Raw genomic sequence first — 23,443 nt, forward strand, 5'->3', positions numbered from 1 at the left:
GACTACCCCGCCACCTGCTGAGGCCTGGATTGGTTCAACCAAGCACTGAAATAATCTTTGGTATCGCCATCACCAATAACTGCTCCCGACGCACCCCCACTTGCGTTCCATGTCTTGGCCCATGGACTACCTGGCAAGTGTGAAATCGCAGACAACTGAATAGCCGTCTGTGTGCCGTAGGAGTTATAGACAGCCCCAAGGAATGCCATGACATTTTCATCTGGCAGGGGCACGGGACTTACTGCCAAGGTCGAAAAGTCTATTTCAGTCGCCGGCCTCTCGATGGGGCCAGAGCCGCAGTGCTTGAACTCGTGATACACCGATGGATAGACGGGGCCATACTGCCAAGCCTGCGGGAGCTCACCAATCAAGGGCACCCCGGTGTTCGCCAACCAGAACCCATGGGCGAAATACAGCAGCTTTTGCAGCTTCATGTTGGAAATTGCATGGCCGCGCTCCTGCGAGACCCGCAGGAGGCCATTGGCAATCGATTTAGCTGAATAGGCCATGGACGTTCCTCCGATCTGCACTTCGAACTAGCCGAAAACTGCGGGCAGGCTCATAGTTCGCAATGATCTGGGTGTACTGTCTCACAAACCAAGACCCTTGGACGCCTCTCAACGTTCAATGTTATCGCATCAGGGCTCGAAGCAGACCACGAGGAGAGTCATCCAACCCTGCGCCTGATCGGCACCACGCCGCCGCCAGCACGCTTCCCGTCGATCATGTCCGCCTCCCCTGCGGCAGCTTCCGGCGTTCGTCAGATTGCGGTCATCCTGCCTTGCGCTTGAACGGCAGCACGTCGCCACCTAGACGAGCTCCTGGCCCGACACCAGCAGCAGCCAGCCTCACCTCATCCAGTTCTCGCAGTGTAGGCCGGGGACGCGCTGGAACTCGCGCAGGTTGTCCGTCACCAGCACCAGGCCGCGCGCAACAGCTTGCGCGGCGATCAGGCAATCCAACTGCCCGATCATCTTGCCCTTGTGCTCCAGTGCGGCGCGGATGCGCGCGTAGGTCATTGCGTCATCATCATCGAACGGCAGAACGGGCATGCCGGTGGTCAGGTCGCGCACTGCGGCGAGCGTGGCAGCCCGGCGACTACCCAGCTCTGCACCGGTCGCCAGTTCGGCCAGCACCAGCGCAGAGAGGTGCAGGCGCTCGACAGCCATGCCAGTCAGCCGGTTCAGTAGCGCGCGCGGCTCGCCACGCATGGCGGCACTCACGATGTTGGTGTCCAGCAAGTAACTGGATGCCATGCCTACAGCTCCAGCGGCTCGACAGGCTCAGCGTTGCCGCGCGGCGGCACCTGCATATCCAGTGCCCCATGCTTGGCCCGGATGCGCTCGAACAGGTTGGCGGCGGTTTCCGCCTTGGGTCGCAACACCAGCTCATTGCCGCGCTGGAACACCTCGACCTCGCCCGTATCAAATCGGTAGCGGGCCGGGATGCGCACCGCCTGGGCGTTGCCTAGCTTGAACACCTTCACCGTCTGCATGGTCTTTCCCATATCGTCCGAATGCATCCAATGATATCCAACAAAGGATATCCAAACCTGAATGCCTTCAACCCGCCTTGCGCTTGATCGGCACCACCTTGCCAGCGTTACCCGCTTCCAGTTGTGCCAGCAGATCGGCCCAGGCCTGCAGCGCTGCCGCGCGCTCCTCGAAGTAGTCGTGGCGGTTGTAGACGCCCACGACGCCTTTCAGCTTGTGGTTGAGGCAGCGTTCGGCGATGTGCGGTTGGACACCCAGCGCCTCCAGGTGCGTGCGTGCCGTACGCCGGAAGTCATGCACCACGAACGGCGCGAAGTTGTCGCCCAGCAACGGGCGGATGTTCTTGGCGATCGCCGCGCCCACGGTGTTCAGGTCGATGTGCGGCACCATCCTCGTCTGCATCTTGCGCGCCGGCAGCAGCCAATCGCTGTACCCGGCCAGCCGCACCAGCTCCCGCAGCGCTTCCACGGCTTGTCGCGGTAACGGTATGTCGATGGCCTGGCCGGTCTTCGTGCGATCCGCAGGCAATGACCACACGCCGGCCTCGAGGTCGAACTCCTTGATGGGCGCCTCGATCAACTCGCCCTTGCGCACGGCCAGCATCAGCAACAGCTTTACCGTGAGCGTGTTTTCGTATGTCCAGCCCTTCGCGGTTTTCATTGCCGCCAGCAGGCGCACCAGCTCGTCACGGGTCAGCCACCGCTTGCGCGATTCCTCCTTGCCGCCCGCGTCGGATGGGTCGAATGCAGCGGCGGGATTGGTAGCGACCATCTCGCGCTTGATGGCGTAGTCGAACATCCGCTTGAGCCAGCGCAGCACGTCCGTCGCCATCGTCGGCGCCCCGCGCTTCACGATGCTTTTCAGCAATGCGTCGATGTGCGACGGCCGGACGTCGGCTAGGGCGAGCGTGCCGATAGCCGGCTTGATGTCCCGCTCGATCCGACTGCGCACGATGTTCGGATGCTTCCAATGGCCGATGATCCGATCTGCCAGGTACAGATCCGCCAGCTTCGCCACTGTCACAGCATTACGTTCGGCATAAATCCGGGCCACAGCTTCCTGCTTGCGCCCTTGCTTTTCGGCGGCCACGTCGTGCCCCAGAGCTACCCGTGCCCGCATCGCCTTGGCTGTCTTGCGCGCGTCGGCAAGGGAAAGGCTCGTGTAGGTGCCGAGATCGATCTTCCTGGCCTTCCCGGCCAACTGGTAACGGAACAGCCAGCGAGGCGAGGCATCGCGCTCACGGAAGCGCAGGTAAAGGCCATCGCCATCCCCGCGCGCCTCGAACCGCTCGCCCGCCTTGATCCAGTGGCGAATCGTCACATCGGACAGCTTGCTCATCACGAAGCTCCTTCCGGCTTGTACCCACAAAATTCCCCTTCAAGGGAGGGTGGGTACAACTGTGGGTACAAGAGTACAACCGGATTGCGTTGGATGCCATCGGACAACGTTGGACATGAAAAAGCCCGCTTTATGCGGGCTTTCGGTGTTCTGGCGCGGCTTGTCGGACGTTATCGGACGGTATGAAACATCACTCGATGTTTTGCACCTGTTCGCGCATCTGCTCGATCAGCACCTTCAGCTCCACCGCGGCGTTGGTGCTGCGCGCGTCCACCGACTTGGAGCCCAGCGTGTTCGCCTCGCGGTTGAACTCCTGCATCAGGAAGTCGAGGCGGCGGCCCACCGGCTCCTTGAGATTCAGCACGCGGCGCGTCTCGGCGATGTGGGTGGCGAGGCGGTCGAGTTCCTCGTCCACGTCGCTGCGGGTGATCTGCAACACCAGTTCCTGCTCCAGCCGGCCGGGATCGACGGGCTGCTTGAGATCGGCCAGCCGCGCCTCCAGCCGGGCGCGCAGCGCGGCGCGGATTTCCGGCATCCACTCGCGCACCTGGGCCACGATGCTTTCGACCGCGTCCAGCCGCTCGCGCAGGATCTGCCCCAGCTTGGCGCCTTCGCGCTCGCGGGTGGCGGTCAGCGCATCGAGCGCGCGATCCAGCACGTCGAACAGCGCCGCCTGCTGCGCTTCGGGATCGACGGCCTCGCGCTGCAGCACGCCGGGATAGCGCAGCAGTTCGGTGAACTGCACCTGCAAGCCGGGGAAGCGCTCGACCATGCCCAGATTCAGCTCGGACAACTGCAGCAGGAGCCCGTCGTTGATCTTCAGCGATTCGCTGCGCGAATCGCCGAGGAAGCGCACCGTCACGTCCACCTTGCCGCGCGAGAGCTTCGCCGCGATGCGCTCGCGCAAGGCGGATTCCAGGCTGCGCAACTCGTCGGGCAGCCGCGGCGAGAGTTCCAGGTAGCGGTGGTTGACCGTGCGCAGCTCGCAGCTCAACGCGCCGGAGGAGCCGCCGGATTCGGCGGAAGCGTAGGCGGTCATGCTGCGGATCATCAGCGGCCTGCGGACAGCGGGAAAGGCCGCAATGGTAAACTTTCCCGCCCAGCCTTGCCTAAGAGCCTGTTCAATGTCTCCACATAGCCCGCGTTGCCTTGCCGTGGCCGCCAGGTGGTAGTGCGTGGCGCAGCGCCTGCCTGGCCGGCAGGCCAAGCCGCGCGCTGCCGCATGGCGGCCACGGCAAGGCGACCCGAAGGGCCGGGCCTGTTTGCCCGCATCCCTGCGTCATCACTCGGTCGTGGACGGACGTCCACTCCTTCGTTCTTCCTTGGCCTGCGCGCAAACAGCTCCCGGCGCGGGCTATGTGGAGACATTGAACAGGCTCTAACCCCATGAACCAGCATGTCCGTCCCAGTGGCCGCGCCAGCGACCAGTTGCGCGCCGTCTCCATCGAGCGCCATTACACCCGCCACGCCGAGGGCTCGGTACTGGTGAGCTTCGGCGACACCCGCGTGCTGTGCACCGCCAGCGTGGAGAACAAGGTGCCCGGCTTCCTGCGCGGCAAGGGCGAAGGCTGGGTCACCGCCGAATACGGCATGCTGCCGCGCGCCACCCACACCCGCAGCGACCGCGAGGCCGCGCGCGGCAAGCAGGGCGGGCGCACGCTGGAAATCCAGCGCCTGATCGGCCGCAGCCTGCGCGCCTGCGTCAACCGCCAGGCGCTGGGCGAACGCGTGATCACGCTGGACTGCGACGTGATACAGGCCGACGGCGGCACGCGCACCGCCGCGATCACCGGCGCCTACGTGGCCCTGGTCGACGCGGTGAACGACCTGGCCAAGCGCGAGAACCTCAAGCGCAACCCCATCGTCGGCGCCGTGGCCGCGGTGTCGGTGGGCATCTACAAGGGCGTGCCCGTGCTCGACCTCGACTACGCCGAGGACTCGGACTGCGACACCGACATGAACGTGGTGATGAACGACGGCGGCGGCTTCATCGAAGTGCAGGGCACCGCCGAAGGCCATGCCTTCCGCCGCGACGAGATGGACGCGCTGCTGGCGCTGGCGGAGAAAGGCATCGCCGAACTGGTCGCCGCCCAGCGCGCCGCGCTGGGGCTCTGAGCGCCGGCGCCCGTGGCCCGACACATCGCCAGCTTCGCGCTCGTCGTGGCGGATTACGACGAGGCGATCGCGTACTACACCCAGGCGCTCGGCTTCGAGCTGCGCGAGGATTCGCCGCGCGAAAACGGCAAGCGCTGGGTGCTGGTGGCGCCGCCGGGCGCCGCGACCGGCATCCTGCTGGCAAAGGCGGCGGATGAAATCCAGGGCACGCACATCGGCAACCAGACCGGCGGCCGCGTGGGTTTCTTCCTCCATACCGACGACTTCGAGCGCGACTACGCCGCGATGAAATCACGCGGCGTGCGTTTCGCCGAAGCACCGCGCCACGAAAACTACGGCACCGTCGCGGTCTTCGAGGATCTCTACGGCAATCGCTGGGATCTGTTGCAACCGAAGCCATGAAACTCGTACTCGCCAGCGGCAACCCCGGCAAGCTCAAGGAATTCGGCGCCCTGCTCGCCGACAGCGGATTCGAGGTGGTGCCGCAGGCCAGCCTCGGCGTGGACGACGCCGAGGAGACCGGCCTCACCTTCGTCGAAAACGCGCTGCTCAAGGCACGCCATGCCGCGCGCATCACCGGCCTGCCCGCGCTGGCCGACGACTCCGGCCTGTGCGTGAACCATCTCGGCGGCGCGCCCGGCCTGTACTCGGCGCGTTACGCCGGCACGCACGGCGACAACGCCGCGAACAACGCCAAACTGCTGCGCGAACTCGACGGCGTGCCGGACGAACAGCGCGACGCCTTCTTCATCTGCGTGCTGGTGCTGCTGCGCCATGCGGACGACCCGGCGCCGCTGATCGCCGAGGGCCGCTGGCACGGCCGCGTGCTGCACGCCCCACGCGGCGCACAGGGCTTCGGCTACGACCCGCTGTTCCTGCCCAACGACGAATCCGCCAGCGCCGCCGAACTCCCGCCGGGCCTGAAGAACCGCATCAGCCATCGCGGCCGCGCGCTGGCCGGGCTGCGCCACATGCTGGCCGGCCCGCACGCCTGAGCCATGCCGCTGATCGCTCCGCCGCTGTCGCTGTACGTGCACATGCCCTGGTGCGTGAAGAAGTGCCCGTATTGCGACTTCAACTCGCATGGCCTGCGCGGCGCGCCGCCGCCTTACGCCGAATACGTGGAGCTGCTGCTGGCCGATCTCGACGCCGACCTGCGCGACTTCGGCGCCGCCGTCCATGGCCGCGAAATCGTCAGCGTGTTCTTCGGCGGCGGCACGCCCAGCCTGTTCGCGCCGGAACTGGTCGCGCGCCTCCTCGACGGCGCGCGCGCGCGGCTGCCATTCGCGGCCGGCTGCGAGATCACTCTGGAGACGAATCCGGGCACGGTCGAGCATGGCCGTTTCGACGGCTATCTCGGTGCCGGCGTGAACCGGCTCTCCTTCGGCATCCAGAGCTTCGACGACGACAAGCTGCGGCGCCTGGGCCGCATCCATTCCGCCGCCGAGGCCGAGGCCGCGGTGAAGTCGGCGCAGGACGCCGGCTACGCTAACCTCAACCTCGACCTGATGTACGCGCTGCCCGATCAGTCACTGGACGGCGCGCTGGCCGACGTGGAGCGCGCGATCGCGCTCTCGCCCACGCACATCTCGCACTACCAGCTCACGCTGGAGCCGAACACCGCGTTCGCCGCCAACCCGCCGCCGCTGCCCGACGACGACCACGCCTGGGCGATGCAGGAAGCCTGCGAGGCGCGGCTCGCCGAGGCCGGCTACGCGCAGTACGAGATCTCCGCCTACGCGCAGCCGGGCCGGCGCTGCGCGCACAACCTCAACTACTGGCGCTTCGGCGATTACCTCGGCATCGGCGCCGGCGCCCACGGCAAGCTCAGCGACGCGGCCACGGGCAAGGTGCACCGCCGCTGGAAAACCCGCCATCCGCGCGCCTACATGGAAGCCGCGGCGGGCGCGGCCCGCCTCGGCGGGGACGGCATCGTGGCCGACGACGAACTGCCGTTCGAATACATGCTCAACGCGCTGCGCCTGATCGATGGCGTGCCGGCGACGGACTTCGCCGAACGCACCGGCCTGGCGCCCGAACGCATCGCCGCCAGACTGGCCGAAGCCCGGCGCCGCGGCTGGCTGGCCGACGACGCCCGGCAACTGCGCACCACCCCGCTGGGACAGCGCTTCCTCAACGACGCCATCGCCAGCTTCCTCGACTGAGCGCCGACCATGGCGGCCCCGCAACAACCCGCCTACACTGCGGCCACAAGGCAACAACGGGAGCAGGCCGTGGACGCAGAGCAGCGCAAACGCCAATCGAGCACGGCGATGGACGCGCCCGCGCGCCCCCGCTGGCCGGCGCGCACGCAACGCCTGCTCAACGTCATCGGCCCGCTGTGCGCGCAGTGGCTGGAACCCGCGTTGCGCGACTGCCTGGATCGCTTCGACAAGGATCTGTACGAACAGATCGAGCACGCGCGCAGCCACCAGGTGCAGCAGCATTGCGTCGACAGCCGCGCGCAGCTGCAGATGCAGCGCCCGGCCTTCATGCAGGCCTTTGCCGATCACCTGCGCAGCAGCTTCACGCGCCTGGGCGAAGACGACAAGGACGCCCGCGACACGTTCGCGAACCGGCCGCTGAGCCTGCTCACGCGCAGCGAGCACGAGCTGACCGCCACGCTGGAAAAGCTCGCCGCGCGCGGCGACGCGCACCACGGCCTGCTGATCACCGAGCTTTCCTACCGCTTCGCCGTGCTGGTCGGCGCCGCGCCGCTGGAAGGCGCCGCGCTGCCCATCGGGCCGGCCGGCCTGGCCGAGGCCATGCGCAACGCCATCGACATCCTCGACCTGCCGTCGGGGCATCGCCTGCAGCTGGTGCAATGCTTCGAGCAGACCGTGGTGCTGGCGGCCGGCCCGCTCTACACCGTCGTCAACACTCAACTGCAGGACGACGGCCTGCTGCCGCAGCTGCGTCCGTTCGCGCCGCCCCGCCCGGCGCCCGGCGCCGCGCGCAGCGCCCCTGCGGGCGATGCGCAGGCCGGCCCCGCTGCGGCTTCCGACGCCAGCGCAGCCGGCGGAGCGGCGCAAGCGCCGATCACCGTGCTGGAAACCCTGCGCGACCTGCTCGCCCAGCATCGCACCGGCGCCGGCAGCGGCGCCGCCGCGGGACAGGTCGCCTCGCCGGAAGAACTGCAGACCGCCCTGGGCGCCCTGCAGCAGCACCTGGCCCAGGTCACCGACAACGCCAGCCGCGAATTGCGCAGCGCCCAGCGCCTGCGCGAGGAACTGCTGCTGCAGCTCAACGCGGGCAAGCCCGCCGGCGCCGCGCCCACCAAGCTCAGCCCGGAGCAGGACGACACCGTGGAACTGGTGGCGATGCTGTTCGAGCAGATCGGCAAGCAACTGCACGAAGGCCCGCACGCGCGCGCCGTGCTCGAGGATCTGCAGCTGCCGATGCTGCGCCTCGCCGTCACCGACCGCGACTTCTTCGACCAGCGCGAACATCCCGCGCGCCGCCTGCTCGGCGCAGTGGCCGAGGCCGCCAACGACTGGCTGGACGGCCCCGACGGCGAGGCCGACCAGCAGCTCACCGCACGGCTCAACCAGCTGGTCGACCGGGCGCGGAAGGAGCCGCCCAGCGCCGGCCTCTACACCACCCTGCTGGCCGACATCGAACACCACCTCGCCCAGCTGAGCCGCCGCGCCCAGGCCGCCGAGCGTCGCCACGTCGAGGCCATGCAGGGCCGCGAGCGGCTGGATCTGGCCCGCCACCGCGCCAGCGAACTGCTGGCCGAACGCTACGCCAAGCACCCGCCGCGCGGCCTGCTGCGCGCCCTGCTCGACCGCGCCTGGTCCGACGTGCTGGCGCTCACCCTGCTGCAACACGGCGAAGGCAGCCCCGCGGTCGCCCAACGCCTGCGCGTCACCGACGAACTGCTGGGCCGCCTGCCGGTGGACGACCCCGACCTGCTGCGCCGCGAAGTACAGGCCGGCCTGCAGCAGATCGGCATGCACGCCGAGGAGGCCAGCCAGGTGGCGCTGCGCCTGATCGGCGACGAGCCCGCCGCCACGGTCACCACCATTACGCCAACCCGGCCCGCCGCATCTCTGGCCACCGTCCCACCTGCGACGGTGGTCACGGCAACGGCGCTCCCGGCAGCCGAACCGGAACCCGCCGCAATGGCCGTTGCCGCGCCCGACGACGGAGCCGCCGCGGCGATCGCATCCGGATCCGCCGCGCCCGCGCCTGCCGCCGCCATCGCCGCGACGCCCCCTGCCCACGAACTGCCCAGCGCCACCGACCTGGCGCTGCGCCTCAAGCAACGCCAGCGGCTGGGCGAATCGCAGCAGCCGCAAGGCAAGGCCAGATCCGCGCCCGACGACAGCGACGAACCGCCGCTGGGCCCGCAGGAAGCGCGCATCCACAACCGCCTGCGCCAGTTGCCCTTCGGCAGCTGGTTCGAATTCACCGACCCGGCCACCGGCGAAGTCAGCCGGCGCAAGCTGGCCTGGTTCTCGCCGGTCACCGGCAAGAGCCTGTTCGTCACCCGCCGCGGCCTGCGCGGCGAGGAAATGAACCTGCGCGAGCTGGCCCGCGCCGTGGCCAGCGGCCAGGTGCGCGAAATGCCGCCGCAGCGCGACGGCCTGCTCGACCGCGCGTGGCATTCGCTCACCGGCAGCCTGCTGCGCACCGCCAAACCCTCGGGAGCCCGCCCATGAGCACGCGCGACCAGCGCCGCGCGCCGCGCAAGCCGGTGGACGCCGGCATCGTGGCCATCGACACCATCGCCGAGCAGCCGCTGGGCAACCTGTGCAACGTCTCCGCCACCGGCCTGCTGCTGATCGGCAACCGCGAGCCGCGCAGCGAAGGCATCTACCAGGTGCGCATCAACCTGCCCAACGGCAGCGGCCATGTGGAACTCGGCCTGCAGGAGCAATGGCACGACCCCGCCGCCAGCCCCGGCCAGTATTGGGCCGGCTACCGCATCATCGCAGTCGGCAGCAGCCACGGCGAACTGCTGGAACGCTGGCTGCGGCACGGCTGAGCGCCGTCACCACAGGTACAACTGCAGCGAAGACTCCGTGGGCCGCGGCGGGATGTTCGCGAGCAGGGCGCGGTGCCCGGGGAAGTTCGCGGCGCTGCGTTCGAGCAGATTGTCGATGGCGGACAGGTCGTGGCGCGGCCTGCCGGCGGGCGCGGGACGCATTTCCCGCGCATCGGGGAACAGCCCCATGCCGGCGAGCAGGCAGTACCACGACATGACCGGGTAGCCGCGACCGTAGATACCCTGCTGCAGGGCCCCCGCGATGGGCCGCCTGGCCAGCCAGGTGTGCAGCAGCTGCTGCAGCGGCCTGGACAGGTTGACGTTGGCGGCGTTGGCGCGCCAGTAATCGGTGTCGGTGCGCGTGTTGGTCTTGTAGTGGGTGACGATGTAGTCGCGCGTGCCCTCGAAGCGGTCGTTGATCGCCTCGTTGAAGGCGTTCTGCGCGCCCTCGCCGAGGTCGCCTTTCTCCAGCGCCTTCACCAGCATGGCCGCGGTGCGCTGCACGAACAGCAGCGTGGTGGCCTCCAGCGGCTCGATGAAGCCCTGCGACAGGCCCACCGCCACGCAGTTGCGGTTCCACTGCTTGACGAAACGCCCCGCGCGCATGCGCAGGTGGCGGGCGGGCGTGGCATCGTCGAGCAGGCCGAGGTGGGCGCGCAGCTCGGTCTCCGCCTCGTCCGGCGAACAATGCGCGGTGCTGTACACGTAGCCGTTGCCGCAGCGGTGCGAGAGCGGGATCTTCCACGCCCAGCCATGGCGCAGCGCGGTGGACACCGTCTGCCCCATCAGCGGGCGCCCCTCGCCGTCCTCCACGGGCGAAGGCATCGCCACCGCGGCATCGTTGAACAGGTTCTCGGCGAAAGACACGTAGGGCGTCTGCAATGCCTTGCCGATCAGCAGCGAGGCGAAACCGGTGCAGTCCACGAAGAAATCCGCCTCCAGCGTCTCGCCGCCGTCCAGCTGCAAGGCGGCGATGTCGCCCCGCTCATCCAGGATCGTGCCGTGCATGTGGCGGACGACGTGGCGCACGCCGCGCTCCGCCGCCTTCCTGCCGAGGAAGGCGCCCAGCAGGTTCGAGTCGAAGTGGTAGGCGTACCACACGTCGAACGGGAAATCGTGCCGCGGCCGCGGCCCCAGTCCCTTGCTCGCCAGCCGCTCGGCGATGAAGAAGCGGTCGGGATGGGCTTCCACGTCCTCGCCGTCCAGCCGCCGGTGCACGTTGTCGACGAACTGGGTCATCGTCATGTTGTCGAGCATCGACGCGAACGGGTGGAAGTAGCTCCCGTAGCCCGGCCGGGTGCTCCAGCCGTCGAAGCGGATGCCGTTCTTGTAGGTGGCGTTGCAGGCGGGCATCCATTCCGATTCCTCGATGCCCAGCCCGTCGAAGAAGCCGCGCAGCCACGGCGTGGAGCCCTCGCCCACGCCGATGATGCCCACCTGCGGCGACTCCAGTACCGTCACCTCCAGCCGTGGGCCGTAGTCGGAATTGGCGAGCAGCAGCGCCGTCATCCAGCCGGCCGTGCCGCCGCCCACCACCACGATGCGCTTCACCGGCGGCTCGGCGTCGGTGCGCGGGCCGGGAGCGTAGGGGGTGATGCTCTCGTTGAAGACGGTGGCGACGTCGGCCATGGATGGGCTGCCCGCTGCGTGGACGAAATGAAGCCCTAGCGTAGGGGCTTTGCCCGCGTTGCGGGAGCACCGGATGGACGGATTAAACTCGCAGACCGCCCAACGTCCCGGAACCCGCATGAACGCGCCGCTCGCCTCGCTCTATCCCGCGCACCTCGCCGCCCTGCGCACGCGCGCCGACCGTGCATTGGCGCTGGGCGGCTTCGACCACCTGCTGGTCGCCGCGGGCACGCCGCCGGGCAAGTTCCTCGACGACCAGGACTACCCGTTCGTCGCCAATCCGCACTTCAGGCACTGGCTGCCGCTGGCCGACGCGCCCGGCAGCTGGATCGCCTACGCGCCGGGCAGCAAGCCGAAGCTGGTGTTCGTGCAGCCGCGCGACTACTGGCACGTGGTACCGCAAGCACCGCACGGCTACTGGGTGGAGCACTTCGACATCGTCACCGTGCGCAGCGCGGAGGAAGCCGTGGCGCAACTGCCGAAAGGCCGCGGCGCGGTGATTGCGCCGGCCTGCCCCGCCATCGAAGGCCTGCCGGCGAACAACCCGCAAGCCGTGCTGGATTGCCTGCACTGGTACCGCAGCTACAAGACGCCTTACGAACTGGAACTGATGCGCGAAGCCAGCCGCATCGGCGCCCGCGCGCACCGCGCGGCGGAAGCCGCGTTCCGCGCGGGCGAAAGCGAATTCGGCATCCACCTCGCCTACCTCGCCGCCGCGCGGCAGACCGACGCCGAGCTGCCCTACGCCAGCATCGTCGGCCTCAACGAACACGGCGCAGTGCTGCACTACATGCACTTCGACCGCATGCCGCCCGTCGAACACCGCGCCTTCCTGATCGACGCCGGCGCCAGTTGCGCGGGCTACGCCAGCGACATCACGCGCACCTATTCGGCCAACGGCCACGCCGGATTCCAGGCGCTGATAGCCAGCATGGACGCCGCGCAGCAGGGTTTCGTGGCCAAGGTGCGCGCGGGCCAGGGCTACCCCGAGCTGCACATCCACGCGCATCACGTCATCGCCAATGTGCTGCGCGAGCACGGCCTCATCCGCATGAGCGCGGAGGGCGCGGTGGAGTCCGGCGTCACCGGCGCGTTCTTCCCGCACGGCCTCGGCCACTCCATCGGCCTGCAGGTGCACGACGTGGCCGGATTCCAGCAGGGCGAACACGGCGGCAGCATCCCGCGCCCCGCCGGTTATCCCTACCTGCGCATGACCCGCGCGCTGGAACCGGGCATGGTGGTGACCATCGAACCCGGTCTGTACTTCATCGACATGCTGCTGGCCGAATTGCGCGACAAGCCCGTCGCCGCCGACATCGACTGGGCCAGGGTGGACGCCTTCCGCCCCTACGGCGGCATCCGCATCGAGGACGACGTGGTGTGCACCGATGGCGAACCGGAAAACCTCACGCGCGATGCGTTCGCAGCGCTCGACTGAACGCCCCAGCCGTCCGCGCGCCCGGCGCGCTGGACAGCGCCATCGCTTCAACGCCCCGCCAGCAGCGCCTCGATCTCCACCGGCTCCTTGGGCACCGCCGCGCTGAGCACCTCGCAGCCGTCGCGGGTCACCGCCACGTCGTCCTCGATGCGGATGCCGATGCCGCGCCAGCGCTCGTCCACGCTGGCGTCGTCGGGCGGCACGTAGAGGCCAGGCTCCACCGTCACCACCATGCCCGGCTCCAGCACGCGCGAGGCGCCGGCTATGCGGTAGTCGCCGGCGTCGTGCACGTCCAGGCCCAGCCAGTGGCCGGTCTTGCCGGGGAAGAAGCGCTGGTGGGCGCCTTCGGCGATGGCGGTGTCGGCGTCTCCCGCGAGCAGGCCCAGCGCGCACAGGCCTTCGGCGAGCACGCGCACCGCGGCGTGGTGCGCGGCGTCGAACGGCTGGCCCGGCCGCACCTCGTCGATGGCGGCGAGTTGCGCGGCCAGCACCACCTCGTACAGCGCGCGCTGCTCACGGCCGTAGCGGCCGTTGACCGGGATGGTGCGACTGATGTCGCTGGCGTAGCAGTCCAGCTCGGCGCCGGCGTCGATCAGCAGCAGGTCGCCGTCGGCCAGCCGCGCGCGGTTGTACTGGTAGTGCATCACGCAGGCGTTGCTGCCGGCGGCGACGATGGGGGTGAACGCGGGCACCGCACCGCGGCTGCGCATGGCGTGCAGCAGCTCGGCTTCCACTTCGTATTCGTGGCGGCCCGGCAGCGCGCCGCGCCACGCGGCGAGATGCGCCTCGCCGGCGATGCCGGCGGCGGCGCGCATCAGCCGGAGTTCGGCGCGCGACTTGTACAGGCGCAGGTCGTGCAGCAGGTGGCCCAGCGCCACGAATTCCTTGGGCACCACGCCACCGCCGCGCAGCTGGCGCAGGCGGCGCATCCAGCCCAGCAGCTGCGCGTCGAACGCGGGCTCGCGGCCGAAGTGGCAGTACACGCGCGCCCGGCCCTCGATCATGCCGGGCAGGATGTCGTCGATGTCGTCGATCGGGAAGGCGTCGTCCATGCCGTAATCGGCCACCGCGCGCTCGGTACCGATGGACGGGCCGTGCCAGCGCGCCTGTTCGGCGTCGCGCTCGCGGCAGAACAGCACCGCCTCGCCGTGCAGGCGGCCGGGCAGCAGCGCCAGCACCGCGTCGGGCTCGGGAAAGCCGGCGAGGTAGTGGAAGTCCGAATCCTGCCGGTACGGCCACGCGGCGTCGGCGTTGCGCAGGCGTTCGGGCGCGGCGGCGACCAGCAGCACCGCGTCCTCGCCGGCCATCGCCATCAGCTGGCGGCGGCGGCGGGCGTATTCCTCGCCCGCGATGGCCGGCGCGTGGATGCGGTCGGCGGGTGCGCTCAATGCAGGCGATCGCTGCCGGACTGGCCGCGGCCGGCGGACTCGGTGTACAGCAGCAGCGCGCCCACGCGCAGGAATTCCTGCACCTCGATCAGCGCGTCCTCGTCCTCGGCGGCGTCGCCGAAATCGAAGGACGAGGCGGCGACGGTGCCGAAGTCACGCAGCACTTCCTGCGCATCGTCCGACAATTTGGCGTGCGCGTCGGTGCCGGCGAGGCCGAAGCCGCCGAGGAAGCCGCGGCACCAGTCCACCACCGCTTCGGCGCGCTCGTCCAGCGGGCGGTCGCCGTCCGGCAGCAGCGGCTCGAAACCGAGCTCGGGATCGGCCAGCGCATCGCGGCATTGCTTCAACAGGGCGTCCAGCACGGCCTGGTCGGCAGCGGCAGGCGTGATGCCTTCGGCGCCCTCCAGCTCCAGCGCGGCCAGAAGTTTGCCGCCATTCAGGCTGGCGCCGCCGGCGAGGTAGCCGCACAGCGAGCCGTGCAGCTCGCTGGCGTCCACGCCCAGGCGCAGGCGCACGATCAGCGCGTCCAACTGGTCGTGGCTGAGCGGTTCGTTGACCGGCATGGCGGGGTTCCTCGGGGATGGCCGTTCATTCTACGCCAGGCGCGGCGCTGCCCCGTTTCGGCCACGACGTACTGATATAGTTCCATGCATGAACCCCGCCGATGCCGCCCCGCCCGATCCCGTCCAGGTTGAACTGGAAGCGCTTGGCCGCCAGGTCGATCGCCTGCTCGACACCGTGCGCCGGCTCAGCGAGGAAAACCGCAGCCTGCGGCACAGCCAGGAGCAGCTGTCGGGCGAACGCGCCAACCTGCTCGCGCGCAACGAACAGGCGCGCAGCCGGGTCGAGGCGATGATCCAGCGGCTGAAGTCGCTAGAAGGCAATGGCTGAAGCAATGACTACACCCGGCAACAACGACCCGGTCGCGCTGCGGCTGATCGACCGCGAATTCCTGATCGCCTGCGCGCCGGAAGAGCGCGAGGGACTGGTGGAAGCCGCCGCCCTGCTCGACCGCAAGATGCGCGAGCTGCGCGCCAACGCCCGTGCGCCCAGCTTCGAGCGGCTCGCTGTGCTCGCCGCGGTGAGCATGACCCACGAACTGCTGGCGCTGCGCAAGCAGCAGGGTGGCGACGGCCAGCACACCGCACACCGCCTCGCCGCGCTGCGGCAGCGGCTGGAATTCGCGCTGGAAGGCGCCGCCGCACCGGCATCGAGCACGGTGGCGGATTTGTTCCCGAAAGCCTAAAATCGCTTCCGGCGTTTTCTGCGGTGTGCGCCGGCACACTCTTACATTTGCCTTGTTCCTAAATACGGCCCCGGGTCGGCTTTTCATCGGTCGTTGTGCATGTCCGCCGCGTGCGGAAAGCCTTGAGGCCATGTCGCCCTCCCACCTGATCCATCGTGGATCAAGGTCGTTTGGTGGGCAGCGGCATCGCGGTTGACGCCACCTTTTCCGCGCCCCGTCCGTCGCACGACTGACGGGGCGTTTTTCGATGGAGACAAGCCCTTTGGACGCCGCCCATCGCCGAAACCTGCGCGAACAGATGGCCGAACGCCGCCGCGCTTTGCCGCCGCCGGCGCGCATCGCCGCCGCGCAGGGCCTGCGCCGCTCGCTGGAGCAGTTGCCCGAATACCTCACCGACGTGCGCGTGGCCGGCTACTGGGCCACCGGCGGCGAGCTGCCGCTGAACCTCGCCATCCCGCCGCTGGCGGCGCGCGGTCAGCGCTTCCTGCTGCCGCTGCTGGCCAGGAACAAGGAGCTGCACTTCGCGCCCTGGAACAACGGCGACGACGTGGCGCCGAACCGCTACGGCATCCCCGAGCCGGTGGCCCCGCGCGAATGGTTCGCGCCGTTCCAGCTCGACCTGGTGCTGGTGCCGCTGCTGGCCTTCGACCGCCGTGGCCACCGCCTCGGCCACGGCGGCGGCTACTACGACCGCAGCTTCGCCTTCCTCAAGGATCAGGCGCGCCCCACCGAACCGCTGCTGGTCGGCGTGGCCTACGACTTCCAGGAAGTCGAGAACCTCGATGCGGAACCGTGGGACGTGCCGCTGGACTACGTGGCCACCGACCGCGAACTGATCGACTGCCACGCCCTCGACCAGGGAACACACGCATGAATGCTTCAGGCAAACCCGCATCGCCTTCGTCATCCCGGCGCAAGCCGGGAACCAGCGGCTCTCGCACGGCAAAAGCCAAGGCACTGGATTCCGGCTTGCGCCGGAATGACGGCGAGGCATCGGGGACGCCGCGCCCTTCCCACTGGCTGATGAAGTCCGAGCCGGACGCCTTCTCCATCGACGACCTCAAGCGCAAGAAGCAGGAAGCCTGGGACGGCGTGCGCAACTACCAGGCGCGCAACTACATGCGCGACGGCATGCGCGTGGGCGACAAGGTGTTCTTCTACCACTCCAACTGCGCCGAGCCCGGCATCGTGGGCATCGCCCAGGTCGCCACCGACGCCTATCCCGATCCCAGCCAGTTCGACCCCAAGAGCAAGTACTTCGACGCCGGCAGCTCGCGCGACAACCCGCGCTGGATGCTGGTGGACGTGAAGTTCGTGAAGAAGCTCAAGCGCACCATCACGCTGAAGGAGCTGCAGGCCGATCCTGCGCTGGACGGCATGGTGCTGCTGCGCAAGGGCAGCCGGCTGTCGGTGCAGCCGATGGAGGCGGCGCACTGGGAGCACATCCTCGCGTTGGAGTGATGGCGGCGCGGACCATGGGGAGGTCGTTAACAGGCGCTGAGGATCTTCCCGCTCGTCATTCCGGCGCAGGCCGGACAAGCGCGAAGCGCGCAGAACGCCCGCAGGGCGGCCCCGAAGGGGCGAGCGAAGCGAGTCATCCAGTGGCCGTGCGGCCTGAACGAGCGTGACCGCCACTGGATCCCGGCCTTCGCCGGGATGACAGTCTGGATAGGTGGTCGTTATCGGAAATGAAGCCGCCTTCTCGCAATGCTTCGTGCAAGCGGCGCGGGCCTTCATCCTTCGACACCGTCCCCAGATTATTCCGGACAGCAGTGTGCGCAGGCCGGGATCCAGTGGCGGTCACGCTCGTTCAGGCCTTGCCGTCGCTGGATGACCAGCTTCGCTGTTGTAGAGCGCCTCCGGCCTACGCCGGAATGACGGACTGAAGCGTGGACGGCTCGCCCTACATTGGCCCTGCTCTGGCCGTAGTTTCTGCGCGCAGGGAGCGCGCCGCTCTTCCGGAGCGCCTATGCAGCGGTGAGACAGGGACGATCAGGCCGCGCAGCGGGCATCGCCACGGAAGGCGATGCCTTTTCGACCGGGCAGCCGCGGGGTGTCGTTTTCTCTTGGCTACTTTCTCTTTTGGACAAGCAAAAGAGAAGTAGCTCGCGCCGCGGCAGCGGCACGAAACCGCCTTGAACTTTGCGAACAGAGAACACTTTCGCAGGCAGGCGATGCCACAGCACACGAAGCGGAGATCACCCCTTGCCCGGCACCGCGGGCGCCTGCTGGAACACCCGCTGCAGCACGAAGTCCCCCGTGACCTCTTCCCCCGACAGCAGCATTGCCAGCAGCTCGCCGCCCAGCACCTGCGGCGCGATCACCACGTCCGGCTGCACCAGCTTGATGCGGCCGAGGTGGCTGGCGTCGTTCACCGCGGCGACGGTGCGCGCGCTGCCGGCCAGTTCCTTCACCGCCAGCACCACGAAGGCGTTTTCCGAATCGTCCGCCATCATCGCCAGCACGGCCTCGGCCTTGTGCGCGCCGGCCTGGCGCAGCACGTCGAGGTTGCTGGGGTCGCCGACGACCACGTCGACGCCGGCCAGTTCGCCGTCAGACGGCGCCTCGCGCAGCAGGCGGGTGACCGGGCGGCCGCGCCGCGCCAGCTCGCGCCAGGTGTTGATGGCCAGCGAGGAGTTGCCGATCACCACGAAGTGGTTTTCCCGTTTCATGCCCGAACCCTTGCGGTTGACGATGCGTTGCAGGCTGCGGCTCACCATCGGCGCGATCACCGCGGTCAGCGAGGTGGCGAACACCGCCACGCCGAGCACGATCACCGACACCGTGAACAGCTTGGACTCCGGCGTCACCGGCACGATGTCGCCGTAGCCCACCGTGCTCATGGTGACCATCGCGTAGTACAACGCGGTGGTGAGGTCGGTGATCGCCGGCCGGAAATCGGCGCCCAGGTAGTAGGCGCCGAAGGTGGCGTAGATCAGCAGCATCGCCACCGAGGTCAGCGCGAACAGCGTGCTGGCCGCCACGCTGGAACGGCTGAAATGCCGCCACGCCGCCAGCAGCGCCGCCAGCAGCAGCACGAAGTAGGCGAACAGCACGTACGCGTGGTGCGCGCCCAGCAGCAGGTTCACCAGCGCGGTGGCGGCAAGCAGCAGCGCCATCGTCCAGGCCAGCCGCGAGCGCAGCAGCAGGCCGATCGCCATGGTCAGCAGGCCCAGCCCGATCAAGAGCGGCGGCAGCACGCTGGGCTTGAGGTCGAACTGGCCGTCGGCGAGACGCGCGAGATAGCGCTGCCAGTCCGCGCCCAAGTCCAGCCGCAGCAGCGCCAGCGCGCCCAGCCCCAGCAGCAGCGCCAGCGGGACGTGCGGAAACCAGTACGGCATGTGCAGCAGCCGCTGCACGCGCTGCAGGCTGGCACGCCAGCGTTGCCGTGTCGTCCTCAGCCACACGATGCGCGATCCCCGGTTCCCTGACAGGCGATCACCGTAGCAACTGCCGCAGCGGCTGCCAAATCGGCGCGTGCGGTGCGCGGGCAAATCGGGGATCATGGCGCCCTTTCCAGCCTGCGGTGCCGCCATGAACCAGCCCAACGAAAAGAAACTCGCCGGCGAAGCCGCGCTGCGCTACGTCGAGGACGGCTCCATCGTGGGCGTGGGCACCGGCAGCACGGTGGCGTATTTCATCGACGCGCTGGCCGGCATGAAGGATCGCATCAAGGGCGCGGTGTCCAGCTCCGAGCAGTCCACCGCGCAGCTGAAGAAGCACGGCATCGAGGTGCTCGACCTCAACGCCACCGGCCCGCTCGACATCTACATCGACGGCGCCGACGAATGCGATCCGCACCGGCGCCTGATCAAGGGCGGCGGCGCCGCGCTCACCCGCGAGAAGATCGTGGCGGCGGCAGCGCGGAAGTTCGTCTGCATCATCGATTCCAGCAAGCGCGTGGACGTGCTGGGCAAGTTCCCGCTGCCGATCGAGGTGATCCCGATGGCGCGCAGCCTGGTGAGCCGCGAGATCGTGAAGCTGGGCGGCCAGCCGGTGTGGCGCGACGGCGTGACCACCGACAACGGCAACTGGATCATCGACGTGCACGGCTGGCGCATCGCCGACCCGGTGGCGCTGGAGCAGCAGCTCAACCAGCTCGCCGGCGTGGTCACCGTGGGCCTGTTCGCGCAGCGCCCGGCGGACGTGGTGCTGGTGGGGGACAGGGAAATCTGATCCTGTCCATCCGGGGCGCTTTGCTTTGGCTCGTCATCCCGGCGCAGGCCCACTACTGTCCGGAATAATTTTGAACATTCGTGGCCGCGGTCTTTCTCGTCATTCCGGCGCAGGCCGGACAAGCGCGAAGCGCGCAGAACGCCCGAAGGGCGGCCCCGAAGGGGCGAGCGAAGCGAGTCATCCAGTGGCCGTGCGGCCTGAGCGAACATGGTCGCTACTGGATCCCGGCCTTCGCCGGGATGACAGTCTGGATAGGTGGTCGTTATCGGAAATGAAGTCGCCTTCTCGCAATGCTTCGTGCAAGCGGCGCGGGCCTTCATCCTTCGACACCATCCCCAGATTATTCAGGACAACAGTGGGCGCAGGCCGGAATCCAGGGCTCTTATCGTTAGAACAGGCGTGATCGCCACTGGATGACCAGCTTCGCTGTTGTGAAGCGCTTCCGGCCTTCGCCGGGATGACGGGCAGGAACCTGACTCCGGGGAGAGAAAGTCTCAGCGGCCCGGCGTCAGAATCCCCGTGAGCGGCCTACCCTGCACGCCATCGAACTTTATGTGCAGCAACCGCGCGATGGTCGGCGCGATGTCCACGTTGGGGAACGCGGGAATCTCCACGCCCTTGCCCCGGATGCCCGCGCCCGCCGCGATGAAGATCGCCTGCATCAGCGGATCCGTGTTCGGGTAGCCATGCGCGCCCACTTCCAGCGTGGGCGCGTCGTATTGCGTGGCGTTCTTGTCGTCGAACTCGTAGTCGTCGGCCGCATAGAGCAGCAGGTCGGGCGCCTGGTTCGAGGTCGCCGGCACCGGCCAGCCCTGCTTCGCCGCCTCGTCCGGCGTCAGCGCGGCGCGGATGCCGGCCTTGCCCTCGAACAGCTGCTTCAACGCCTGTCGCGAGGCATCGGTGGCGTTCTTCTGGAACACCAGCGCGAAGCCGCCCTCGGGTATGGCGAACGCGGGCTGGCTCGCGCCGTCCGACTGCAGGCCGGCATCGCGCAGCGGCACGTTCGGGTTGAGCAGGAGGCGCACGCTCTGCTGGCCGTGATCGGAGACGACGATGAAGGTGGTGTTGTCCAGTTCGCCGGCGGCGCGCACCGCATCGACTACTTCCTTCACGCGGTCGTCGAGGAAGGCGATGGTGTTGCGCCCGGCATTGTTGCCGTAGCCGGTTTCGTGCTCGATGCTGTCCAGCGCCAGCAGGTGCAGCAGCATGAGGTCGGGGTGGTGCTTGCGGATGATGTCCACGGCCGCGCGCGTGTACATGAGGTCGCGCCAGGCCTGCGAGGGCCGGCCGAAGTGCACCAGCTCGTCGCGCGTGAGCGTGCCCTGCCGCACCAGATCCTGCTCGATCGCGCCATCGGGATCCGGGTTCTCGGGGAAGCGCCAGGTGATCGTCGGCGCGTCCATCACGGCAACCCAGTCCACCTCGGCCGTGACCAGGCCCGCCGCATGCGCGGCGTCGTACACGGTGGGCACGGCGACCAGTTGCGACTTCGGCGCCTTCATGTCGATGCGCGGCGGCGTGGCGCCGCGCTGATCCACGATCAGGCCGTTGACCAGCACGTGGTGCCGGCTGGCATCGACGCCGGTGACCATGCTGGTGTGGTTGGGCCAGGTGATGGTGGGATTGATCGGCTGCATCGAGACGGCGTGCACGCCCTGCCGCATCAGCGCGTGCAGGGTCGGCGCCGGCAGGTCGGGTTCCTGCAGGCTGCGCGCGCCGAAGGCGTCGAGGCTGATCACCACCACCTTGGGACGCGTCGCGGCTTTCGCCTGCGCGCAGGCCGGCAAGGCGGCGAGGCCGGCGACCAGCGCGGCCATGGCCAGCGCGCGCAGCGAAACGTTGCTTGGACTCATCGCAGCATTCTCCATCGTGCAAGTGCTTTCGGTTGCGGCGCCGCTCCCGCAGAAACGGGCAGGGCGCCGGCGAGGTGCGCCGTGTCGCGCCGTGTCGGCCGGCGGCGCATCAGTGCGCGCCCGCCGCATCCGGCGCCATGGCGCGCCACGCCTTGTCGAACAACTGGCGCAAGTGCTGCTCCAGCGAGTGCGCGGGCACTTCCGTGCCCCAGGTGAAGGTTGCCACGCTCTCGGGCGGCATGGTGTAGCGGAACGACAGCCTGCCCTGCGCGACGCTCACCTGGCGCGGCTGGCGCGTGCCGTTGGTCGCCACCAGCACGATGGAGCCGTCGCTCGCGTTGCGGAACGCCACGTTGTGGATGTCCGGGCCGGTGTCGGTGGACCACACGCGCACGGCGCCGGGCAGCACGAAGCGGCTGAAATGGGCGAAGGCGTAGTACTCGTCGTTGCGGTGGATCGCGCCGGTCTTCGAGTCGATCGTCACCATGCCCTTGCAGTTGTCGCAGCCGCCGGAGTGCGGGCCGTGGTTCTCGTCCAGCGCGAGGTTCCAGTAGATGGCGCCGCGCGCCCAGTTGCGCAGGCTCATCAGCAGGATGTCGCGCGCGAAGAGCAGCAGCTCGCCGTTCTTCGCGGAGGCCCAGTCGCCGCCCGAGCATTCAGTGAGATAGGCGTCCTTGTCCGGGTACGCGCGATGGACGCGGGTTTGCATCTTCACGTCGCCCGCGTAGCAATGCCACGCGACGCCGTCGATGTAGCGCCGCGCGGCGTCGTCGCCCAGCACGGCCAGCGGCTGCTCGGGCGCGTCCCAGTTGTGGTCCCAGTCGAGGATCAGCGTGCGCGGCCGGCGGCTCGCCAGCGCCGGCCCGAGGTATTGCCCGATGATGCGCGCGCGCGCATCGGCGGGCAGCAGCATGCCCGGATAGGTCAGCGGCTCGAAACCCGGCTCGTTCTGCACGGTCAGCGCCCAGATCGGCACGCCCTGCCCGCGCATGGCGTCGACGTAGCGCACCAGGTATTGCGCGTATACGGCTTCGTACTGCTGCTGCAGCGTGCCGCCGATCAGGCTGCCCTCGCTCTTCATCCACGCCGGCGCGCTCCACGGCGAGGCCATGATGCGCAGCTGCGGATCGATCACCAGCGCCTCGTGCAGGACGGGCAGCATGTCCTGCTGGAGGGCGACGATGTTGAAGTGATCCAGCCCCGGGTCGGTCTGGCCATCGGGCATGTCGTCCAGCGTGTAGGGCTGCAACGAGAAATCCGAGGCGCCGATGGTCACGCGCAGCATGTCGAGGCCGAGCCCCGGCGGCGGGCCGAACATCTCGCTCATGAAGGCAAGCCGCTGCGTACCGCTCAGCCGGTGGCGCAGCAGCCACGCCGAGGCATCCGTCATCGCCGCGCCGAATCCCACGATGCCCTGGAAGCTGCGGCTGCTGTCGACGACGATGTCGGTCTTGGGCACGTCCGCATCCGAGGCGGCGACGGACGCGGGGATGTCCGGCTGCTGCGCCAGCCGCAGGCGGCGATCCTGCGTGCTCAGCCACAGCTGCACGTGCGGGACATCCGGCAATGCCGGCACCAGCAAGGCGGGCGCGGGCGGCAGGCGCAGCGGCAGGCGCAGCGCGGCCAGCGCGCACGCGGTGAGCAAGGCAACCAGCACGAGGGCCGCACGGCCGGAAATGCCCTCGCCTTGCTTCATGCGCAACGTGCGGCGATCGCCACGATGCCGATGCGACCGGCGGCCCGCAACGCGTTTCGGGTTTGAACCATGGAAAATCCC

General features: G+C 68.7%; 23 protein-coding genes and 1 other RNA gene. 13 read left to right on the forward strand and 11 right to left on the reverse strand.

The features are described 5' to 3' along the window. Window positions 1-2 precede the first annotated feature (2 nt). The 5 genes from ACZ5Z2_RS15775 to ACZ5Z2_RS15795 form a co-directional block, all read right to left on the reverse strand. On the reverse strand, window positions 3-509 hold the full coding sequence (locus ACZ5Z2_RS15775; RefSeq protein ID WP_464759506.1) for a Panacea domain-containing protein: 507 nt from the start codon (window positions 507-509) through the stop codon (window positions 3-5). Between the two features lie 339 nt (window positions 510-848). After that, window positions 849-1,256: a PIN domain-containing protein gene (locus ACZ5Z2_RS15780; protein ID WP_464759507.1), complete on the reverse strand. Its 408-nt coding sequence runs from the start codon at window positions 1,254-1,256 to the stop codon at window positions 849-851. 2 nt (window positions 1,257-1,258) lie between these two features. Further along, on the reverse strand, window positions 1,259-1,522 hold the full coding sequence (locus ACZ5Z2_RS15785; RefSeq protein WP_464759508.1) for an antitoxin: 264 nt from the start codon (window positions 1,520-1,522) through the stop codon (window positions 1,259-1,261). Window positions 1,523-1,562: 40 nt separating this feature from the next. Next, window positions 1,563-2,831 (reverse strand): tyrosine-type recombinase/integrase, encoded by a 1,269-nt coding sequence (locus ACZ5Z2_RS15790; protein ID WP_464759509.1) that lies wholly within the window; start codon window positions 2,829-2,831, stop codon window positions 1,563-1,565. Between the two features lie 190 nt (window positions 2,832-3,021). Next, window positions 3,022-3,882, reverse strand: coding sequence for a YicC/YloC family endoribonuclease (locus ACZ5Z2_RS15795; RefSeq protein ID WP_464759510.1), 861 nt, complete (start codon window positions 3,880-3,882; stop codon window positions 3,022-3,024). A gap of 335 nt (window positions 3,883-4,217) precedes the next feature. On the opposite strand from ACZ5Z2_RS15795, the gene rph reads away from it, so the two are divergent. From rph to ACZ5Z2_RS15825, 6 genes are all read left to right on the forward strand, one after another. Then, window positions 4,218-4,946: a ribonuclease PH gene (rph, locus tag ACZ5Z2_RS15800; protein WP_464759511.1), complete on the forward strand. Its 729-nt coding sequence runs from the start codon at window positions 4,218-4,220 to the stop codon at window positions 4,944-4,946. Window positions 4,947-4,958: 12 nt separating this feature from the next. Further along, window positions 4,959-5,348 (forward strand): VOC family protein, encoded by a 390-nt coding sequence (locus ACZ5Z2_RS15805; RefSeq protein WP_464759512.1) that lies wholly within the window; start codon window positions 4,959-4,961, stop codon window positions 5,346-5,348. Further along, entirely contained in the window at window positions 5,345-5,941 is a 597-nt protein-coding gene (gene rdgB / locus ACZ5Z2_RS15810) for an RdgB/HAM1 family non-canonical purine NTP pyrophosphatase (protein WP_464759513.1), read from the forward strand. Before ACZ5Z2_RS15805 ends, rdgB begins: the two co-directional genes overlap by 4 nt. A 3-nt stretch (window positions 5,942-5,944) precedes the next feature. Beyond that, a complete protein-coding gene (hemW, locus tag ACZ5Z2_RS15815) occupies window positions 5,945-7,111 on the forward strand; it encodes a radical SAM family heme chaperone HemW (RefSeq protein WP_464759514.1) in 1,167 nt (388 codons plus the stop codon). 69 nt (window positions 7,112-7,180) lie between these two features. Further along, window positions 7,181-9,610, forward strand: coding sequence for a DUF1631 family protein (locus ACZ5Z2_RS15820; protein WP_464759515.1), 2,430 nt, complete (start codon window positions 7,181-7,183; stop codon window positions 9,608-9,610). Then, window positions 9,607-9,936, forward strand: a complete 330-nt coding sequence (locus ACZ5Z2_RS15825) for a PilZ domain-containing protein (RefSeq protein WP_464759516.1) — start codon at window positions 9,607-9,609, stop codon at window positions 9,934-9,936. Before ACZ5Z2_RS15820 ends, ACZ5Z2_RS15825 begins: the two co-directional genes overlap by 4 nt. Before the next feature lie 6 nt (window positions 9,937-9,942). Here ACZ5Z2_RS15825 and ACZ5Z2_RS15830 read toward each other — a convergent pair whose 3' ends face one another. Continuing rightward, window positions 9,943-11,565, reverse strand: a complete 1,623-nt coding sequence (locus ACZ5Z2_RS15830; RefSeq protein ID WP_464759517.1) for a tryptophan halogenase family protein — start codon at window positions 11,563-11,565, stop codon at window positions 9,943-9,945. A gap of 118 nt (window positions 11,566-11,683) precedes the next feature. Here ACZ5Z2_RS15830 and pepQ point away from each other — a divergent pair, with 118 nt between their 5' ends. Next, window positions 11,684-13,003, forward strand: coding sequence for a Xaa-Pro dipeptidase (pepQ, locus tag ACZ5Z2_RS15835; RefSeq protein WP_464759518.1), 1,320 nt, complete (start codon window positions 11,684-11,686; stop codon window positions 13,001-13,003). Between the two features lie 47 nt (window positions 13,004-13,050). On the opposite strand, the gene ACZ5Z2_RS15840 is transcribed toward pepQ, so the two are convergent. Both ACZ5Z2_RS15840 and ACZ5Z2_RS15845 read right to left on the reverse strand, forming a co-directional pair. Further along, window positions 13,051-14,391 (reverse strand): aminopeptidase P N-terminal domain-containing protein, encoded by a 1,341-nt coding sequence (locus ACZ5Z2_RS15840; RefSeq protein WP_464759519.1) that lies wholly within the window; start codon window positions 14,389-14,391, stop codon window positions 13,051-13,053. Further along, complete coding sequence (locus ACZ5Z2_RS15845) at window positions 14,388-14,954, reverse strand: UPF0149 family protein (RefSeq protein WP_464759520.1); 567 nt, start codon at window positions 14,952-14,954, stop codon at window positions 14,388-14,390. The genes ACZ5Z2_RS15840 and ACZ5Z2_RS15845 overlap by 4 nt, the downstream gene beginning before the upstream one ends. Before the next feature lie 88 nt (window positions 14,955-15,042). Here ACZ5Z2_RS15845 and ACZ5Z2_RS15850 point away from each other — a divergent pair, with 88 nt between their 5' ends. From ACZ5Z2_RS15850 to ACZ5Z2_RS15870, 5 genes are all read left to right on the forward strand, one after another. Further along, window positions 15,043-15,282, forward strand: a complete 240-nt coding sequence (locus tag ACZ5Z2_RS15850) for a TIGR02449 family protein (RefSeq protein ID WP_464759521.1) — start codon at window positions 15,043-15,045, stop codon at window positions 15,280-15,282. 4 nt (window positions 15,283-15,286) lie between these two features. Next, the gene (locus ACZ5Z2_RS15855) at window positions 15,287-15,637 is read left to right on the forward strand and encodes a cell division protein ZapA (protein WP_464759522.1); all 351 of its coding nucleotides are present in this window, start codon (window positions 15,287-15,289) and stop codon (window positions 15,635-15,637) included. A gap of 12 nt (window positions 15,638-15,649) precedes the next feature. Then, window positions 15,650-15,836, forward strand: a non-coding RNA gene (gene ssrS, locus ACZ5Z2_RS15860) — 6S RNA. 63 nt (window positions 15,837-15,899) lie between these two features. Beyond that, window positions 15,900-16,511 (forward strand): 5-formyltetrahydrofolate cyclo-ligase, encoded by a 612-nt coding sequence (locus ACZ5Z2_RS15865; RefSeq protein ID WP_464759523.1) that lies wholly within the window; start codon window positions 15,900-15,902, stop codon window positions 16,509-16,511. Window positions 16,512-16,660: 149 nt separating this feature from the next. Next, entirely contained in the window at window positions 16,661-17,098 is a 438-nt protein-coding gene (locus ACZ5Z2_RS15870) for an EVE domain-containing protein (protein ID WP_464759524.1), read from the forward strand. A gap of 737 nt (window positions 17,099-17,835) precedes the next feature. Here ACZ5Z2_RS15870 and kch read toward each other — a convergent pair. Next, window positions 17,836-19,044, reverse strand: a complete 1,209-nt coding sequence (kch, locus tag ACZ5Z2_RS15875) for a voltage-gated potassium channel protein (protein WP_464759525.1) — start codon at window positions 19,042-19,044, stop codon at window positions 17,836-17,838. Window positions 19,045-19,171: 127 nt separating this feature from the next. On the opposite strand from kch, the gene rpiA reads away from it, so the two are divergent. Continuing rightward, on the forward strand, window positions 19,172-19,813 hold the full coding sequence (gene rpiA / locus ACZ5Z2_RS15880; protein ID WP_464759527.1) for a ribose-5-phosphate isomerase RpiA: 642 nt from the start codon (window positions 19,172-19,174) through the stop codon (window positions 19,811-19,813). A gap of 494 nt (window positions 19,814-20,307) precedes the next feature. Here the strand turns inward: rpiA and ACZ5Z2_RS15885 are convergent, their stop codons facing one another. After that, window positions 20,308-21,666, reverse strand: coding sequence for an alkaline phosphatase family protein (locus ACZ5Z2_RS15885; protein ID WP_464759528.1), 1,359 nt, complete (start codon window positions 21,664-21,666; stop codon window positions 20,308-20,310). 109 nt (window positions 21,667-21,775) lie between these two features. Continuing rightward, complete coding sequence (locus ACZ5Z2_RS15890) at window positions 21,776-23,362, reverse strand: glycoside hydrolase family 30 protein (protein WP_464759529.1); 1,587 nt, start codon at window positions 23,360-23,362, stop codon at window positions 21,776-21,778. Window positions 23,363-23,443: the final 81 nt, after the last annotated feature.

It is taken from the genome of Rhodanobacter sp. G1 (assembly GCF_055397855.1).